The sequence below is a fragment of the Paraburkholderia sp. RL17-380-BIE-A genome (assembly GCF_046028085.1).
In the GTDB taxonomy this organism is placed as follows: Bacteria; Pseudomonadota; Gammaproteobacteria; order Burkholderiales; family Burkholderiaceae; genus Paraburkholderia.
This window is the reverse complement of record NZ_JARESQ010000006.1, coordinates 219,223-234,983: the sequence shown is the minus strand read 5'-3', so window position 1 is coordinate 234,983 and position 15,761 is coordinate 219,223. Positions and strand designations below refer to the sequence as shown.

Below are 15,761 nucleotides of genomic sequence, written 5' to 3'. Positions count from 1 at the left end.
GCCCATAGACGTCGCCGTCTATGGGCTTCCGCTTTTGCGCCGCGGTGTTGCTCGACCGTGGGCGCCCGGGTTCACCATCAGCCGCGCTTGGGCAGCTTCCAGTCCGGCCGGACGAAGTGGCACGTGTATCCGTTGGGAATACGCTCCAGATAATCCTGATGTTCCGGTTCGGCTTCCCAGAACGGGCCTGCGGGAGCGATCTCGGTCACAACCTTGCCTGGCCACAGATCGGATGCTTCGACGTCGGCAATGGTGTTTTCGGCGACTCGCTTCTGCTCGTCGTCGAGATAGAAAATCGCCGAGCGGTAGCTCATTCCGACGTCGTTGCCCTGGCGGTTCCTGGTCGTCGGATCGTGAATCTGGAAGAAAAACTCCAGGATCTGACGGTAGCTGATCTGGGCAGGGTCGAACACCACCTCGAGCGCTTCTGCATGCGTGCCGTGGTTGCGATACGTGGCGTTGGGCACGTCGCCGCCGGTGTAGCCCACCCGCGTGGACAGCACGCCGGGGTAGCGCCGCAGCAGGTCTTGCATGCCCCAGAAGCAGCCGCCGGCCAGAATGGCGGTTTCGGTTTGCGTCGTCATTTCAATCCTTTTTGTCAGTGGCGCCGCGCCACTCGCAGGTGGGTTGGTTTGCCGTTGTCGGATGCGATCCCACAAGCATGCCAGAGATCGGCCTGGCCGGTCGGCCGGCGGCTAAAGCCCATCATGCCGGCATTGTCATGCCGAGCCGGCTGGGACCGTGCCGCGGCCGGCGACGCGGCCTAATGACGTGCGTAGAGACCGCCGCGCGGCGCAACGGCGGCACCACCCGCTGATTCGGAATGACCGGCGACCACGCCGCCGTATGCTTGCGAGCCGGGCGCTTCATCGACGCTTGCCGCGACGGTTTGCGCGCTTTGCCCACGTTGCGACGCCGGTGCGCCGGCCGAGGGCCGATAGAAGGGCGCCGGACCATAGCCGCTCGCGAACGCGGGCGCGGCGGCGGAAGCAGACAGGGCGACGAGCAGTGCGGCAATGAGTTTGGATTTCATGATGAAGCTCCGTGAAAAGTGGGGAGTGAGAGGCGCAGTCCATGCCGGATCGCGCCCCGGATTCGTTGAGTGGCCGATCAGGATCAGGCTACGTTGACGACGACGTCGATGTTTCCCCGCACGGCTTTCGAATACGGGCAGACTTCGTGCGCTTCGTGCGCGATGGCCTCGGCGAGCTCGCGCGCCACGCCCGGCACGCTGACGTTAAAGCGCGCCTGAAGGAAATAGGCGTTGCCGGTCATGCCCAGATCGACCTCGACCTCGACCGACAGATCGGCCGGCAGCTTCACCTTCTTCTCCTGAGCCACGAGGCCGATCGCCAGGATGTAGCAGGACGACCATGCGCCCGCGAACAGTTTTTCCGCGGTCGGATGGGCCTGCACGGCCGTGAACTCGAGGTTGTCGGCAGGGCCTTCGGACGAGGAGAGTTGCAGGTCGACGCGACCGCCGCGGCCGTTGACTTTCGTACGGGTTTTGCCGGTGGAGAGGACAGTTTCGATCTTGGTCATGATGAATTCCTTGAAGAGTGCAGGGTGTCAAATCGCTTTAAATCGCATGCGATGTAATCGCATGCGTCGAATAATGGTCGAGAAGTTTGACTTTGTCAAGCGTATGCGATTAAATCGCATACGAGTTTCGATAGTAGAAAGCCGCGATTCGCGGATGGCGCTCAGCAAGTGGCGCTCGCGCCAAGGCAAGGCAGGGCAGGGCAGGCCGGCGCGGCAAGCCGCTGAGGACGATTTTCGACCGGAGCCGCTGCGTTCCTTTCGACTAGACTACGAGCTACCCCGATTCGACAGCGCACAACGCCGTGAAGCCAGAAGTGATCCTCGAGGACGACGACAAGGGTGTCGGCGCCGACGCGCAAGATCGCGAGGCGAGCGGCGGCATGGGGGGCGGACGGACAGACAAGGGTCGGTGCGGCACCTGCCGGTTGCTATGGGCATGGCTGGAACGGATCGACCCCGGCACGCATCGCCGGATCAAGGGGCTGCGACTCGTCACCGCCTACGGCATCGCCGCCGCGCTCGGAGCCTTGCAGGACGTCACGCATGGTCTGCCCGGCGCCACGGTGGTCGGTTCGCTGGCCAGCAGCTTCGCCCTCTGGGCCAGCGTCTCGGAAGCGCGCGTCTCGCGAGCGGAATCCAGCCGCGATCTGGTGCTCCTGTGCGTGGCCGCGGCGCTCGGTGCGGCCATGTTTATCGGATTCGCCCCGCTTCTGCAGACGATCGGCAACGCAGGTCCCGAACTGACGCTCGTGACGGGCGCGTTTCTCGTCGGCTACCTCAAGCGCTTCGGCATTCTGGGTGCGGGAACCGGCTCGCAGGTCTACATCGGCCAGTTGCTGGCCTACAGTGCGCATCTGACGGCCGTCGATCTACCGGCGGTCGCGGTCGCCGGATTGATCGCCATGCTCGCGTCAGTCGTGCCGCGTCTGCTCAGCGGGCCGGCGGAACGTCCGGCCACCATGGTGCTTGCGCCCGCCGACGTGCCGGATCGCTGGAAACTACCGGCTGAACTGATCATGGGCCTGCAGGCGGCAAGCGGCGCGCTGGCCGTCGTTGCGTTGAACGGCGCGATGGGACTCGAGGAGTCGGCCTGGGCCATCACGGCATGCACGTACGTCGTGGCCGGCTCGGCAAGCGGGACGGTGGAGCGGGTGCGTCGACGGATTGTCGGCACCTTGATCGGCGTGCCGCTGGGGCTCGCTTGCCTGCCGCTCGTCGAGCATGCTCCGCTGCTCGCCTGGGCCGCCGCGGCGGTCGCGATGATCGTCTACGCGATGGCATTGCCCAATCGTTACGATATCGCCTGCGCGGCGTTTGCCTTCACTTTGATCGTGACGCTGGCGATCGGCGGCGTGCACTCTGTTTCGTTTCTTGGCGCGCGCGCCTGGGAGACGCTTCTCGGCGGGGCGCTCGGACTGCTCGCCGCGAAGTTCATTTTTCCGCTGCGATCCTGACACCGTGACCATCGCGCGAACACCTGCACGCCTACGATCCGAGCCTTTCCATCAGGAAGTCGACGAAACTGCGCACGCGTGACGACAGGTGTCGCGCATGCGGATAGAGCAGGACAAACGGCCGCGAACAACCGCCGTAAGGAATGAGCAACTCCTTCAGCGTGCCCTCGGCGATATCCTTCTCGACGATGAAACGATAGGTTTGAAAAAGGCCCGCTCCGTGACGCGCGAGCGTAGCCCCGGCAAGCACATCGCCCGAGGACGTGTAAGCGCCGCGTGTCATCGTCTCGACCACCGCGTCTTCGTGTTTGAACAGCCACGGAATGTTGCGGCCGGTGCTCGGTAACGCGAACTGGATGCAGTCGTGATGGACCAGATCGTCGGGCGTTTTGAGTTTGGCGGTGCCCCGCAGATAGGCCGGCGAAGCAACGACCACCAGTTCCGCGTCTTCGATCTTGCGCGCGATCAGACCGGAGTCGCCTGGCGCGCTGCCGCGAATGGCCAGGTCGAAGCCTTCTTCACCAAAGTCGATGTTGCGGTTGCTGAGATGCGTTTCGACCGTGACGCCCGGATAGCGGCTGCGAAACTCGGCCAGCAAGGGAAGCACGCGATAGTGGCCATATGGCGTCGGCATGCTGATTCGCAGCGCGCCGGTGGGCGCCGTCTGTTGTCCGGTCGCTTCGCGTTCGGCTTCGGCGAGCTGGGCGAGCGCCTGCCGGCATTGTTCGAAGTACCGTCTTCCCGCATCCGTCAGCCGGATCTGCCGTGTGGTCCGCACAAACAGGCGCACGCCAAGGCGTTCCTCCAGACGTGCGACCGTGCGACTGACGGCGGCCGGCGTGACGCTCGCGGCGTTCGCGGCCTCGGTGAAACTCTCGAGTTCGGCCGCGAGACAGAACAGTTCGATACTGCCCAGAAGGACGTCTTCAAATTGACGCTGCATGGTCTCTCGGCGACTTGTCTGATCGTGCTGTCTTATCCGGGCAGAATGTCGCCCGGAACGACCGCAACGCGAACACAACGACCGTGCGGCCGCGTCCGGTGCGGAATAGAGCTTCGTATGGAATATCAGGACTATATTGTAGTGAGACTCGATGGGGAAGCGACATGACCGACCAGACAGACAATCGTGCCTTGCTGCACCTGCTGGGTATCGACAAGCCAATCATTCAGGCGCCCATGGCCGGCGTCAGTACTCCCGCCATGGCTGCGGCGGTCTCCAATGCAGGCGGCCTTGGCTCGCTAGGTGTGGGAGCGATGAACGCTGGAGGCGCTCGCAAGGTGATCCGGGAGACCCGCGCGCTGACAGGCAAGCCGTTCAATATCAACGTCTTCTGCCATCAACCGGCGCAAGCGGACGCGGCACGCGAGCAGCAATGGTTGAACTGGCTCGCGCCGCATTTCGAAAAGTATGGGGTGATGCCGCCGGCAAAGCTCTCGGAGATCTACACGAGCTTCGCGGCGGATCCGGCCATGCTGGCGGTTTTTCTCGAAGAGAAACCGGCGATCGTCAGTTTCCACTTCGGCTTGCCTTCCGCCAATGTCATCGCCGAACTGAAGACGGCGGGTATCAAGCTGCTTGCCAGCGCGACAAACCTGGAGGAGGCGGCGCAGGTTGAAGAGGCGGGCGTCGATGCGATTGTGGCGCAAGGCATCGAGGCCGGCGGGCATCGCGGTGTCTTCGATCCCGAAGCGTATGACGATGGGCTGGGCACCTTCGCACTCACCCGTTTGCTGGTCAGCCGATGCCGGCTGCCGGTGATCGCTTCCGGCGGCATCATGGACGGTGCCGGTATTGCTGCGGCGCTCGCACTCGGCGCCCAGGCCGCACAGCTTGGCACGGCATTCGTGACCTGCCCCGAAAGCTCGATCGACGACGGTTACCGCCGCGCGATGCTGGGCGAGGCGGCGCGCCGCACGACCTTCACGGCGGCAATCTCCGGGCGGACCGCGAGAAGCATGGCGAACCGCTTCACGGCCCTCGGCGCCAACGCGCGCTCACCCGAGCCGCCCCCGTATCCGATCGCCTACGATGCGGGAAAAGCCCTTCACGCCGCCGCGAAAGCCAAAGGGGAGTTCGGCTACGGCGCGCAGTGGGCCGGTCAGGCGGCCGCTCTGGCGAGGTCGTTGCCCGCTGCCGAACTGGTGGCCCAGTTGGAGCGCGAACTGAAGGAGAGCGTTCAGCGCTTGCGGCAGTTCGCGGAGTAATGGATCCGCGAACTGCGGGCCGACGGACTATACGGATTGAGCGATCGAGGTGCTGTCGCTCAACCCGGCTTCTGGCTCAGCTGTTTGCGATACGCTAGAACGGGCAATCCGCCCCAACCCCAGTTCTCGGTGTTCACCTCCTCGATGACCACGAAGGTCGATTCGAGCGGTTTGTGCAACACGTCCAGCAGCAACTGACTGACGCCCGCGATGAGTTGGGCTTTTTCGTCGGCCGTGACGGCATCGTTGCCGGGTTTGGAACCCTCGCGGGTCACCTGAATCGTGACGATAGGCATGTCGTTCTCCGTTGTCCTCGGTTGACGTGAAGGGCGCCGGCCAGCGGCGCCCTGGGCGCGATCAGTGGCCTGCGCTCTGGCCGCCGTCGACGTGCAGGATTTCACCTGTCACGAACGGCGCCGAATCCAGATACAGGACCGCACCCACGATATCGCTCATTTCGCCCATATGCCCGACCGGATGCAGTGCGCCGAGCGCTGCATGGGTCTCTTGCGGGTGCATCGGCGACTTGATGATGCCCGGCGAAACGGCGTTTGCGCGAATGCCCTTCTTCGCATATTCGATGGCGAGCGACTTCGTGGCCGAGTTCAGGCCGCCCTTGGTCAGCGAGGCCAGCACCGACGGCACGCCGTCGATTGCGTGGTCGGTCAGGCTCGTCGTGACGCTCACCACGTGACCGCTACCCTGCTTTTCCATCTGGGCAATAGCGAGTTGCGTGATGTAGAAAAAGCCGGAGAGGTTCACGGCGGTGACGGTTGCGTAGTCTTCGGCCGTGTATTGGGTGAAAGGCTTGGCGACGAAAATGCCGGCGTTGTTGACCAGTGTGTCGATGCGGCCAAAACGGGCGAGGGCTTCGGAAACCACGCGCTGCGCGGTGGCCGGGTCGGCGATATCGCCTGCCACGGTCAGGACGTTGGGATCTTCCGACGGTTTGACCGAACGTGCGGTTGCAACGACGCGATAGTCGAGCTTGCGAAATGCGTTGACGATTTCGGCGCCAATGCCTTGCGATGCGCCCGTAACGACAACGACTTTTTGTGAGGTGCTCATGGCTAAATCTCCAGATAAGTGATTTGATCAGATGCTGATCGGGCCAGCGGCTCCGATGGGTATGAAATCTAGGCGCATTGGAGCCGATTTCGAACACCCGCCATGGACAAACAGTCTTGCGTGCAAGGTACAAATGGATTGGGCGGTGAGCGGCCGCGCAAGGCGTGCGCCGCGGCCGGCGTCGCGCCGGCGTTGCCGCTTGCGGTGCTGAGTCGATTTATTTCTGGCTGTCCGCCGAGTTCATGCGAAAGACCGAGATGCCTTCCATCGGGTCCAGCGTTTCCCGCCAGGGTGCGCGCTTCAGCAGGCGGGCCGTGTCCTCGTAGCCCGCGAGCCAGCGCCGCTTGATCCCCGCGGACGAAAAATCGATGTCCCGGTTCAGGTCATCGTTATCGAATGCCGGTGCGTCGAGTTCCAGCACTTGCATCGTCGTGCCGCAGCCCCAATCGAGCAGTTCCCGCACTTCCGGCGCGTTGCGTTGCTCTTCGGGCAGGTGCTGGCCGAGTTCACGAATCACATGACGAAGCCGGTGAATCTGCTTCTGCCGATCGAGATGGCTTTCCGCGCGACTCGAATACTGAATGTCGCGTTGCCGGCTCATTACCTGCAAGATCGATTCGGGTTCCGGACCGCTGGAGGGCCACAACTGCACCGAAAAAATCACCGAGTCGCGGCGCGGCCGGTCGTCGAGCACGGCTTCGAGCGGCGTATTCGAATAGATGCCGCCATCCCAGTACGATTCGCCTTCCAGCCGCACCGCCGGAAAGCCAGGTGGAAAAGCGGCGGAGGCCATGACGTGTTCGACGTCGAGCAGATCGTCGCGATTGGTGAAGTACCGCATGCGGCCACTGCGGACATTGACGGTGCCCACGGTCAACCGCGTTGTCTTCTGATTCAGGTAGTCGAAATCGATCAGCGACGACAAGGTGTCGCGCAGCGGTCCGGTCGAATAGAACGCGGCCTGATCGGAGCGAACACGTGCCTGAATTCCCGCCCAGCTCTGCCACTGTGGCGTGAAAAACGACGGCACGCCTTGAGTGACCGTGGCGACGTCGCGCAACCAGGTGGCAAGTCCGGGCAACCAGTTTGCCACCTCGACGCCATGACAGGCCACGCCGTTCCAGAACTGCGTCAAGCGCGCCATGCGGTTTTCCGGAAGATTGCCGGCAATGATCGCGCCATTGATCGCGCCGATCGACGTGCCGATTACCCAATGAGGTTCGACTTTGCCGTCATGAAGTGCCTGATATACCCCGGCCTGGTAAGCGCCAAGGGCACCGCCCCCCTGAAAGACCAGGACGATCTGGCCGGGAATGTCCGGTACGCCGTCCGGGCCGTTTTCTGCGTTGCTCTGGCGTTCGACGTGCGTCTTGTTACCCATGACAAGTCTCCGGGACACGTGCTGCGGTGCCGCTGATTTTGCCACGGTATGGCCGGCGTGACGGCGGAGATAATCCGTGTCCGACCAACGACGAACTGGGTCAACCTCTCCTTAATCCTGGAGAGCGCGCGCAGCGCCGATAGGCGCGCTTCTTTTTCGCAATGGTTCAGAACGTCGCGTCAGGTACGGACAACCTGGCGATTTGGACATCCACCGCTGGGGCGATGCCCTACGCCTTCGGCAGAGTCGATTTCCTTCCGCGATTGCGCGGTTTCGGCTCGACTCCCACGCGTGGATCGCGTGCGAGCACGAGCGCCGTCAGTTTTTCGGCGACGATCTCAAACGCCGGATCTTCCTGCGGAACATAGAGCCACTTGCCGAGCACCGGATGCGGCCGCAAAGCAGGCATTTCATTGATGAGCGCGGCGTGGCGCTCCTGCGATGTGCACACCAGCAGGCCATTCCAGGGCGCGTCGCGATCGGCGGCCACGAGGCACAAGAGGCCGTCGATATAGGCGGCGTCGCTGCCGAACATACGCTTGCTGAAGAAGGTCGAATCGCGCTCGAACGCGTCGAAGATCCAGACGAGCGAGTTGCGGACAGACGAAGGCATCGGCGTAAAGTCCTGGGCGGCATGAATGAAGCGGAGCGAAAAGCATAGCACCGCGATGTTCAGACGCGCTGCGTCAATGCGTGCAGATCACCGCCGTCAGCAGTAACGGAATGACCATGTGTACAACGGCGGTGCTTCCGGCCGCGCGCAAGCGCTTTTCGACCGACTCGCTCGGTGCGGATAACACGGCGCCGTACAGCGGGCCGGCGAGTGCCTGGCCGCGGCCTTTCTTGAACATCTCGTCGTCCGGTTCGTAGCCGAGCACGGCATAGACGCGAAACCCGAACGCGGTCATGTCGCTGCCATGCACCGGTCGAAACGCGTTGACCGAATTCGTGTCGATCCGCATTGGATTCGGCTCGATGTACTTGTCTTCGATGAGCTGCCCGATGAAATCGTGGGGACGCGCCTGGCAGTCGAATTGCGCGTCGAGCGCGTACGCGTGCGAGGCCGGCGTATAAAAGCCGACGCTCGAGGCGAGTAGTGCTGCAACTGCGGTGAGAGGACGAGGTGCCATGGCTAACATGCCTGAACTGCGAGCGTCGACAGGCCGGACGCTCGCTAGTCATCAGTCTCTCACGTCCTTGCCTTTAGCGTACGTGCGTCAGCGAACCATGGTGGCGTCGGGGGCCGGTTCGCACCGGCGCTCGGTCTGCGTACCGCTCGACGCGTCAGTCACCGCGTTGTCATGCTTCTATGTGCGGTCCTGGAACAGAGCATTGAGTTGCGAGCCGGGCGCCGCGCCGGCGAAGCCGTCGAAGCGTCCCTGAACCAGCGACTGCGCGGCCTGCATGAAACCGCCCCATGCCGCACGCGCCAGCGCCCCGCCGACACTGATGCGCCGCACGCCGAGCGCGGCCACGTCCTGCACCGTGAGCGCCGATGTCGAACCGATCAGCAGATTGACGGGCTTCGGCGCCACCGCCGCCACCACGGCTTCGATCTGTTCGCGCGTCTGGATGCCCGGCGCGTACAGGCAGTCCGCGCCGGCCGCGGCATACGCCTTGAGGCGCGCAATCGTATCGTCCAGATCGGGCGAGCCGGCGAGGAAGTTCTCGGCCCGGCCGACCAACAGTGTCTCGCCGCCGGTTTCGTCGATGGCGCGCCGTGCCGCGCTGATCCGTTCCACGGCGGCCTCGATCGAAAACAGCGGCGCGGCGGCATTGCCGGTGGAGTCTTCAATCGACAGTCCGGCAACGCCGGTCTCGACGGCAAGCCTGACGCTTTGTGCGACCTCCGCCGGATCGCGGCCGAAGCCGTTCTCGAAGTCGGCGTTGACCGGCAGATCCGTTGCTTCGACGATCTCGCGCAAGTGCGCGAGGATGGCATCGCGAGGCAGTGTGTTGTCGGCGTGTCCGGTCGACCATGCAAAGCCGGAACTGGTCGTGGCGAGCGCCTGGAAGCCGAGGGATTGCAGATAGCGCGCGCTGCCGGCATCCCACGGATTGGGCAGGACGAAACAGCCGGAGGTGTGCAATGCCTTGAAAGCGGCGCGCTTCTCGACGACGGTGCGGGACATGCGTATCTCCTGAAAACGGACGAGCGTGAGGCGCTCGTGTTGTGATGTGACAGGGCGGCGGTGGACCTCATCATCCGTGAAATTCGACCGGTTGTGTCGGTTATACGTATGTTCGGAAAGGCATGGCGGACAACGGTCGACAGCGTGCGCGACAGCATGGGAACCGAGCGCAATGCACCATCGAAATAGAAAATAAATTCTATTATTATTTATTTGGCAATTATTCTTGCAGATGCGCCGGATTGTCTTCTATGCTTGACCTCAAACGCCGCTGCAACGCGGTGAGGCTCACAGGAGACAGTCGTGGACAGGATCGAAACGAATGATGCGACACCGGGCGTGGTAGTCGAGGCTCTGACGCGTGGTCCCGGCGCGATATGCCTACGCGGACTGTTCAGCGAAAGCCAGGTGGCGGAGGCACGCCGCGTGGTGATGGCTCATTCGGAAGATCGCGCGCAAACCGTCACGCATTTTCAGGGGCAGGCCGCGGAAGAACAGCGGCTTCACTTGCAGCGGCGCGTGTGGAATCTGCTCGCCAAGGGCGACGTATTCTCCGAGATGTCGGAGCAGCCTGTGATCGTGGATGCGATGCGCCGCTTTCTCGGCGACGACTTCATCATGGGCTCGATCGCGGCCAACCGTATTCTGCCCGGCGGGCCCGGCCAGGAACCGCACATCGACTATCCATACTGGGACTACCACATGCCGGACACGTTTCCGCTCGGCATCAACACGTCGTTCCCGCTCAATGCACAGGTGACGATTCCGCTCGACCCCTTTACGGCCGAGACCGGCGCGACGGCGTTCGTGCCGCACACGCAGCACGAATTGCGCTATCCGGCGGAAGGCGACCGGTTCTTCGAGCGTTGCCAACGCATGACGGCCGAGCCGGGCGATGCCATCGTGTTCTTCGGCGCGACCTGGCATTGCGCGATGCCCAATCGCAGCACGCAGGATCGCAGCGCCGTGCTGATCCAGTACTTGCCCAAGTTCGTGAAGCCGATGGAAGACCTGCGCGCAATGGTCGGCGAAGAGTTCGTCAAACGGGCGAGTCCGACCATGCGTCAGTTGCTCGGCCTCAATTTCCCCTACCCGCAGAACCTCGACGAGATCGCCGTGGCGACCAACGCCGAGGGTCGCAAGAATGCGATGCGTTGAGGCAGGGGCGCGACCGCGCTTGCCGGAATAAAGTGACGCTAGCGGAAAATCTCCGCAATCAGGTTAGCCACGGTCCGGATCCGCTCGCTGTCGCGCAGCGCCGGATGCAGCACCATCCACACGTCCTGGTCGAGCGACTTGATATGCTTCTCCACGCAGACGAGGTCGCTCGTCGTGTCACCGGCCAGTTGGGCAAGGACGCCGAGTCCTGAGCCGCCCAGAACGCCGTCGAATACGCCCATGCCGTAGCTGCTGCGCAGCGACGGCGCCGGGGCGCCCGGCAGCGTTTTCAGCCATTGCGTGGCCGGGTGATCGGGCTGCCGGTCGTCGTAACCGACGAACGACAGCTTGTCCCACTCCTTCTTCACGATCGCCGCGCGGTGGCGAAGGTAGTAGTCGCGCGAGCCGTAGAGCCCGAAGCGGATCCGCCCGATCCGCCGAACATACAGGTCACCTTCTTCCGGGCACTCGGACCACAGGGCGATGTCCGCTTCACGCCGTGCAAGGCTATAAGGGCGGCGCGAAGTGAGCACTTCGATCGCGAGCCCGGGCAGCCTGTCCTGAAACGAGCCGAGCAGCTTCAGCAGAATGTACGACGGCCACTCGACGGCGTTGATCCGCACCGTGCCGTGCGCGGCCGCGCCGCCGTTCACGTCCGCGGCGCGTTCGATCTGGTGAGCCAGGTTCTCCATCTGCTCCGCCCAGGCCAGCACCCGGGCGCCGAACGCGGTCACGGTACAGCCGGACGGCACCCGGTCGATGAGCGGTTCGCCCAGCCGCCTTTCCAGCTCGGTAAGGCGGCGCGACAAGGTTGGCGCGCTCAGGTCGCACGCCGCCGCGGCGGATCGCATCGTTCCCTCGCGGGCGATTGCGACCAGAATGCGAAGGTCGTCCCAATCGATGTGTTCCATTTTTGAAACGATAGGTTTTGAAATTTGGCATAGCATAACGCAGTTCGCGAGGATAGGATTGGAGCTGGCCATACTTGCCCGGCATCACACGACGAGACCTGCAAGGTCCGGCACGGCGTGGCAAGTGAGGCGTTCCTGCCCATCACACGACTCATCGGCTCTCAGTAGACCGAACGAGCGATACGGAGACATCAATGATTCGCCATTTTCTACCGGCGCGGCGTCGCGCCATCGCAGCCGGCGCGGCCTTCCTCGCCGTGTCGATCTTGCCGATGCCGGCGGCATTCGCCCAGGCCGCGCATAAGCCGAAAGTCGCGCTTGTCATGAAGTCGCTGGCGAACGAATTTTTCCTGACCATGGAAACGGGCGCCAAGGATTATCAGAAGCAGAATCCGGCGAAATTCGACCTGGTCACCAACGGCATCAAGGACGAGACGGACACCGCGAACCAGATCCGCATCGTCGAGCAGATGATCGTCTCGAAGGTCGACGCGCTGGTGATTGCACCGGCCGACTCGAAGGCGCTCGTGCCGGTCCTGAAGAAAGCGGTCGACGCCGGCATCATCGTGGTCAATATCGACAACAAGCTGGACGGCGACGTCCTCAAATCGAAAGACCTGAATATCCCGTTCGTCGGGCCGGATAACGCGAAGGGCGCACAGAAGGTCGGCGACTACCTGGCCAAGCACCTGAAGTCGGGCGACAACGTCGGCATTATCGAAGGCGTCTCGACCACGACCAATGCGCAGCAACGCACTGCCGGCTTCAAGCAGGCCATGGCGTCGGGCGGCATGAAAGTCGTCTCGCTGCAATCGGGCGAGTGGGAAATCGACAAGGGCAACGCCGTGGCGAGCCAGATCCTCAACGCGAATCCGGACGTCAAGGCCTTGCTGTGCGGCAACGACAACATGGCGATCGGCGCCGTATCGGCCGTGCGCGCGGCCGGCAAGGCCGGCAAGGTGCAGGTGGTCGGCTACGACGACATCAATGCGATCAAGCCCATGCTCGCCGACGGCCGCGTTCTCGCCACCGCCAATCAGTACGCCGCGAAGCAGGCTGTGTTCGGTATCGACACGGCTTTGAAAGCACTCTCCGCACACAAGAAACAGTCTGAATTGTCCGGCGTCGTCGAAACGCCCGTCGATCTGGTCACCAAGTAAGCGTGGTGCAACGCGTGGCCCGCTGCGTCAAGGGGCTACGCTGACTGATTTCTGTCCAGCTCGATCTATCCGATGTCCATTCCCATTCCCTCCCTTGCCGATGCCCCGCCCGTGCTGCGTGTTCAGGGCATCGGCAAGACCTATGCCGAACCCGTGCTCGCCGACGTATCACTGGAACTGCGCGCGGGCGAAGTGCTCGCGCTGACCGGCGAGAACGGCGCGGGCAAGAGCACCTTGTCCAAAATCATAGGCGGCCTCGTCACGCCGACTACCGGCTCGATGACTCTCGGCGGCGCGGCGTACGCGCCGGCCAGCCGCAAGGACGCCGAGGCGCTCGGCGTGCGCATGGTCATGCAGGAGTTGAACCTGTTGCCGACGCTCACGGTGGCGGAGAATCTGTTTCTGAACCGCTTGCCGCGGCGCGGCATGTTCGGCTGGATCGACCGCGCCAAACTGCGCGAGGACGCGCGGCACGCCATGGCGCAAGTCGGGCTCGATGCGATCGATCCCGACACGTTGGTTGGCACGCTCTGTATCGGGCATCAGCAGATGGTCGAGATCGCACGCAATCTGATCGGCGACTGTCGCGTGCTGATTCTCGACGAACCGACCGCGATGTTGACCGCGCGCGAAGTCGATCTGCTGTTCGAGCAGGTCGAGCGGCTCAAGGCGCGCGGCGTGGCACTGGTGTATATCTCGCACCGGCTCGAAGAATTGAAGCGAATCGCGCGGCACGCTGCCGTGTTGCGCGACGGCCGCCTCGTGCATGTCGACGAGATGGCCAACCTCACGACCGATCGTCTCGTGACGCTGATGGTGGGTCGCGATATCGGCGACAGGATCGATCTCGGCGAGCGGCGCATCGGCGAGGTGGCGTTCAAGGTCAACGGCATGACGCGCGAGCCGGCGGTGCGCGACGTGTCCTTCGAGGTCAAGGCCGGCGAGATTTTCGGCATCAGCGGCCTGATTGGCGCAGGCCGCACGGAGCTGATGCGGCTCATTTATGGCGCGGACCGCGCGGACGCCGGCAGCGTCTCGATCGGACGTGAAGGCGGGTCACCCGTACCCGTGGCGATCGCCTCGCCCGCGGACGCCGTGAAGCACGGTATCGCACTGATCACCGAAGATCGCAAAGGCGAGGGGCTTCTGCTGACCCAGCCGATTGCCGCCAACATCTCGCTGGGCCACCTGCGCGCCGTGTCGAGCAAGGGTGTGGTGGACGGCCGTCGCGAGGCGGCCTTGGCGCACCAGCAGATCGACGCCATGCGCATTCGCAGCGCCGGGCCGTCGCAGCCGGTGTCGGAGCTGTCCGGCGGCAACCAGCAGAAGGTGGTGATCGGCCGGTGGCTTGCGCGCGATTGCACGGCGCTGCTATTTGACGAACCCACGCGCGGCATCGACGTCGGCGCGAAGTTCGATATTTATGCATTGATGGGCGCGCTGGCCCGCGAAGGCCGTGCTCTCGTGGTCGTATCGAGCGATCTGCGCGAATTGATGGCGATTTGCGACCGGATCGGCGTGATGTCGGCGGGACGGATGACGGGCCTGTTCGAACGCGGCAACTGGACCCAGGACGCGCTGCTGGCCGCGGCATTCGCAGGCTACGCGAAGCGCGAGGACCTGCTGCACGAGCCGATCGAACCCGACGCCAAAGCGCCCGACGAAAGCAAATTTGTGGAGTATTGAGTATGACCGTAGAAACCAGCCTGCCTACGTTGCAGAACGAACCACCCAAGCATGCAAAGCCGCTCGGCGCACGCCTCGGCTTTTCGAACTACATTGGACTGCTCGGCGCGCTCCTCGGGATGATCGTACTGTTCTCGCTGCTGAGTTCGCACTTCCTGACCTACGACACATTCAGCACGATCGCGAACCAGATTCCCGATCTCGTTGTGATGTCGATCGGCATGACCTTCGTGCTGATCATTGCCGGCATCGATCTGTCGGTCGGCTCGGTGCTGGCGCTCGGCGCGGCGCTCACGAGCGTCGCGGCCTTGCAGTGGCATTGGGCGGCGTTGCCCGCGGCCTTGCTCGGCATGGCTGGCGCGACCCTGACGGGCTGCGTGACTGGCGCGATCACGGTGGCCTGGCGGATTCCGTCGTTCATCGTGTCGCTCGGCGTGCTGGAAGCGGCGCGGGGTCTCGCGTATCAGTTGACCAACTCGCGTACGGCCTATATCGGCGACGCGTTCGATTTTCTCTCCAACCCCATCGCGTTCGGCATTTCGCCGGCGTTCATCATTGCCATTGTGGTGATGGTCGCCGCGCAGTTCGTGCTCACGCGCACGGTGTTCGGCCGCTATCTGGTCGGCATCGGCACGAATGAGGAGGCGGTGCGTCTTGCGGGCGTCAATCCGAGGCCCTACAAGATCGCGGTATTCGCGATGATGGGTCTGTTGGCAGGTCTAGCTTCGCTGTTCCAGATTTCGCGGCTCGAGGCCGCCGACCCGAATGCCGGGCAGGGTATCGAATTGCAGGTGATCGCGGCGGTGGTTATCGGCGGAACGAGTTTGATGGGCGGGCGCGGTTCGGTGACGAGCACCTTCTTTGGCGTGTTGATCATCTCGGTGCTTGCCGCGGGGCTCGCGCAGATCGGCGCGACTGAGCCGACCAAGCGCATTATTACGGGAGCCGTCATTGTCGTCGCCGTCGTGCTGGATACTTATCGGAGCCGGCGTCGCGCCGCATAATCGGATCATTCGGTGAATGGTGGGCCGCAATCGTCTTGCGTGGGATGGGAGTAATTA

General features: G+C 63.4%; 17 protein-coding genes. 6 read left to right on the top strand and 11 right to left on the bottom strand.

What is annotated here, in order from left to right; translation table 11 throughout:
- Nucleotides 1–77: 77 nt before the first annotated feature.
- The 3 genes from msrA to P0D68_RS12690 form a co-directional block, all read right to left on the bottom strand.
- Entirely contained in the window at nucleotides 78–584 is a 507-nt protein-coding gene (gene msrA / locus P0D68_RS12700; RefSeq protein ID WP_091806470.1) for a peptide-methionine (S)-S-oxide reductase MsrA, read from the bottom strand.
- A gap of 179 nt (nucleotides 585–763) precedes the next feature.
- Nucleotides 764–1,033 (bottom strand): hypothetical protein, encoded by a 270-nt coding sequence (locus tag P0D68_RS12695; protein ID WP_408294046.1) that lies wholly within the window; start codon nucleotides 1,031–1,033, stop codon nucleotides 764–766.
- Nucleotides 1,034–1,116: 83 nt separating this feature from the next.
- Nucleotides 1,117–1,542: an Ohr family peroxiredoxin gene (locus tag P0D68_RS12690; protein ID WP_408294043.1), complete on the bottom strand. Its 426-nt coding sequence runs from the start codon at nucleotides 1,540–1,542 to the stop codon at nucleotides 1,117–1,119.
- 380 nt (nucleotides 1,543–1,922) lie between these two features.
- On the opposite strand from P0D68_RS12690, the gene P0D68_RS12685 reads away from it, so the two are divergent.
- Nucleotides 1,923–2,996 (top strand): FUSC family protein, encoded by a 1,074-nt coding sequence (locus P0D68_RS12685; RefSeq protein WP_408294424.1) that lies wholly within the window; start codon nucleotides 1,923–1,925, stop codon nucleotides 2,994–2,996.
- Nucleotides 2,997–3,027: 31 nt separating this feature from the next.
- Here P0D68_RS12685 and P0D68_RS12680 read toward each other — a convergent pair whose 3' ends face one another.
- Nucleotides 3,028–3,939, bottom strand: coding sequence for a LysR family transcriptional regulator (locus tag P0D68_RS12680; protein ID WP_408294040.1), 912 nt, complete (start codon nucleotides 3,937–3,939; stop codon nucleotides 3,028–3,030).
- A gap of 164 nt (nucleotides 3,940–4,103) precedes the next feature.
- Here P0D68_RS12680 and P0D68_RS12675 point away from each other — a divergent pair, with 164 nt between their 5' ends.
- The gene (locus tag P0D68_RS12675; RefSeq protein WP_408294037.1) at nucleotides 4,104–5,204 is read left to right on the top strand and encodes an NAD(P)H-dependent flavin oxidoreductase; all 1,101 of its coding nucleotides are present in this window, start codon (nucleotides 4,104–4,106) and stop codon (nucleotides 5,202–5,204) included.
- Between the two features lie 59 nt (nucleotides 5,205–5,263).
- Here the strand turns inward: P0D68_RS12675 and P0D68_RS12670 are convergent, their stop codons facing one another.
- From P0D68_RS12670 to P0D68_RS12645, 6 genes are all read right to left on the bottom strand, one after another.
- Nucleotides 5,264–5,500 (bottom strand): tautomerase family protein, encoded by a 237-nt coding sequence (locus P0D68_RS12670; protein ID WP_091806485.1) that lies wholly within the window; start codon nucleotides 5,498–5,500, stop codon nucleotides 5,264–5,266.
- A 61-nt stretch (nucleotides 5,501–5,561) separates the two neighbouring features.
- The gene (locus P0D68_RS12665; protein WP_408294034.1) at nucleotides 5,562–6,272 is read right to left on the bottom strand and encodes an SDR family NAD(P)-dependent oxidoreductase; all 711 of its coding nucleotides are present in this window, start codon (nucleotides 6,270–6,272) and stop codon (nucleotides 5,562–5,564) included.
- 217 nt (nucleotides 6,273–6,489) lie between these two features.
- Nucleotides 6,490–7,653 (bottom strand): patatin-like phospholipase family protein, encoded by a 1,164-nt coding sequence (locus P0D68_RS12660; protein ID WP_408294031.1) that lies wholly within the window; start codon nucleotides 7,651–7,653, stop codon nucleotides 6,490–6,492.
- Nucleotides 7,654–7,882: 229 nt separating this feature from the next.
- Nucleotides 7,883–8,266 (bottom strand): hypothetical protein, encoded by a 384-nt coding sequence (locus P0D68_RS12655; protein ID WP_408184398.1) that lies wholly within the window; start codon nucleotides 8,264–8,266, stop codon nucleotides 7,883–7,885.
- A 73-nt stretch (nucleotides 8,267–8,339) separates the two neighbouring features.
- Nucleotides 8,340–8,783, bottom strand: a complete 444-nt coding sequence (locus P0D68_RS12650; RefSeq protein ID WP_091806495.1) for a hypothetical protein — start codon at nucleotides 8,781–8,783, stop codon at nucleotides 8,340–8,342.
- Between the two features lie 177 nt (nucleotides 8,784–8,960).
- Nucleotides 8,961–9,785, bottom strand: coding sequence for an isocitrate lyase/PEP mutase family protein (locus P0D68_RS12645; protein WP_408294027.1), 825 nt, complete (start codon nucleotides 9,783–9,785; stop codon nucleotides 8,961–8,963).
- 303 nt (nucleotides 9,786–10,088) lie between these two features.
- On the opposite strand from P0D68_RS12645, the gene P0D68_RS12640 reads away from it, so the two are divergent.
- The gene (locus P0D68_RS12640) at nucleotides 10,089–10,943 is read left to right on the top strand and encodes a phytanoyl-CoA dioxygenase family protein (protein WP_408294024.1); all 855 of its coding nucleotides are present in this window, start codon (nucleotides 10,089–10,091) and stop codon (nucleotides 10,941–10,943) included.
- A 38-nt stretch (nucleotides 10,944–10,981) separates the two neighbouring features.
- Here P0D68_RS12640 and P0D68_RS12635 read toward each other — a convergent pair whose 3' ends face one another.
- Nucleotides 10,982–11,854 (bottom strand): LysR family transcriptional regulator, encoded by an 873-nt coding sequence (locus tag P0D68_RS12635; protein WP_408294021.1) that lies wholly within the window; start codon nucleotides 11,852–11,854, stop codon nucleotides 10,982–10,984.
- 194 nt (nucleotides 11,855–12,048) lie between these two features.
- Here P0D68_RS12635 and P0D68_RS12630 point away from each other — a divergent pair, with 194 nt between their 5' ends.
- The 3 genes from P0D68_RS12630 to P0D68_RS12620 all read left to right on the top strand — a co-directional run bounded on the left by P0D68_RS12630 (nucleotide 12,049) and on the right by P0D68_RS12620 (nucleotide 15,704).
- Nucleotides 12,049–13,014: a sugar ABC transporter substrate-binding protein gene (locus P0D68_RS12630; protein WP_408184404.1), complete on the top strand. Its 966-nt coding sequence runs from the start codon at nucleotides 12,049–12,051 to the stop codon at nucleotides 13,012–13,014.
- A 72-nt stretch (nucleotides 13,015–13,086) separates the two neighbouring features.
- A complete protein-coding gene (locus P0D68_RS12625) occupies nucleotides 13,087–14,700 on the top strand; it encodes a sugar ABC transporter ATP-binding protein (protein WP_408294018.1) in 1,614 nt (537 codons plus the stop codon).
- A 2-nt stretch (nucleotides 14,701–14,702) separates the two neighbouring features.
- Entirely contained in the window at nucleotides 14,703–15,704 is a 1,002-nt protein-coding gene (locus P0D68_RS12620; RefSeq protein WP_408294015.1) for an ABC transporter permease, read from the top strand.
- The last annotated feature ends 57 nt before the right edge of the window (nucleotides 15,705–15,761 follow it).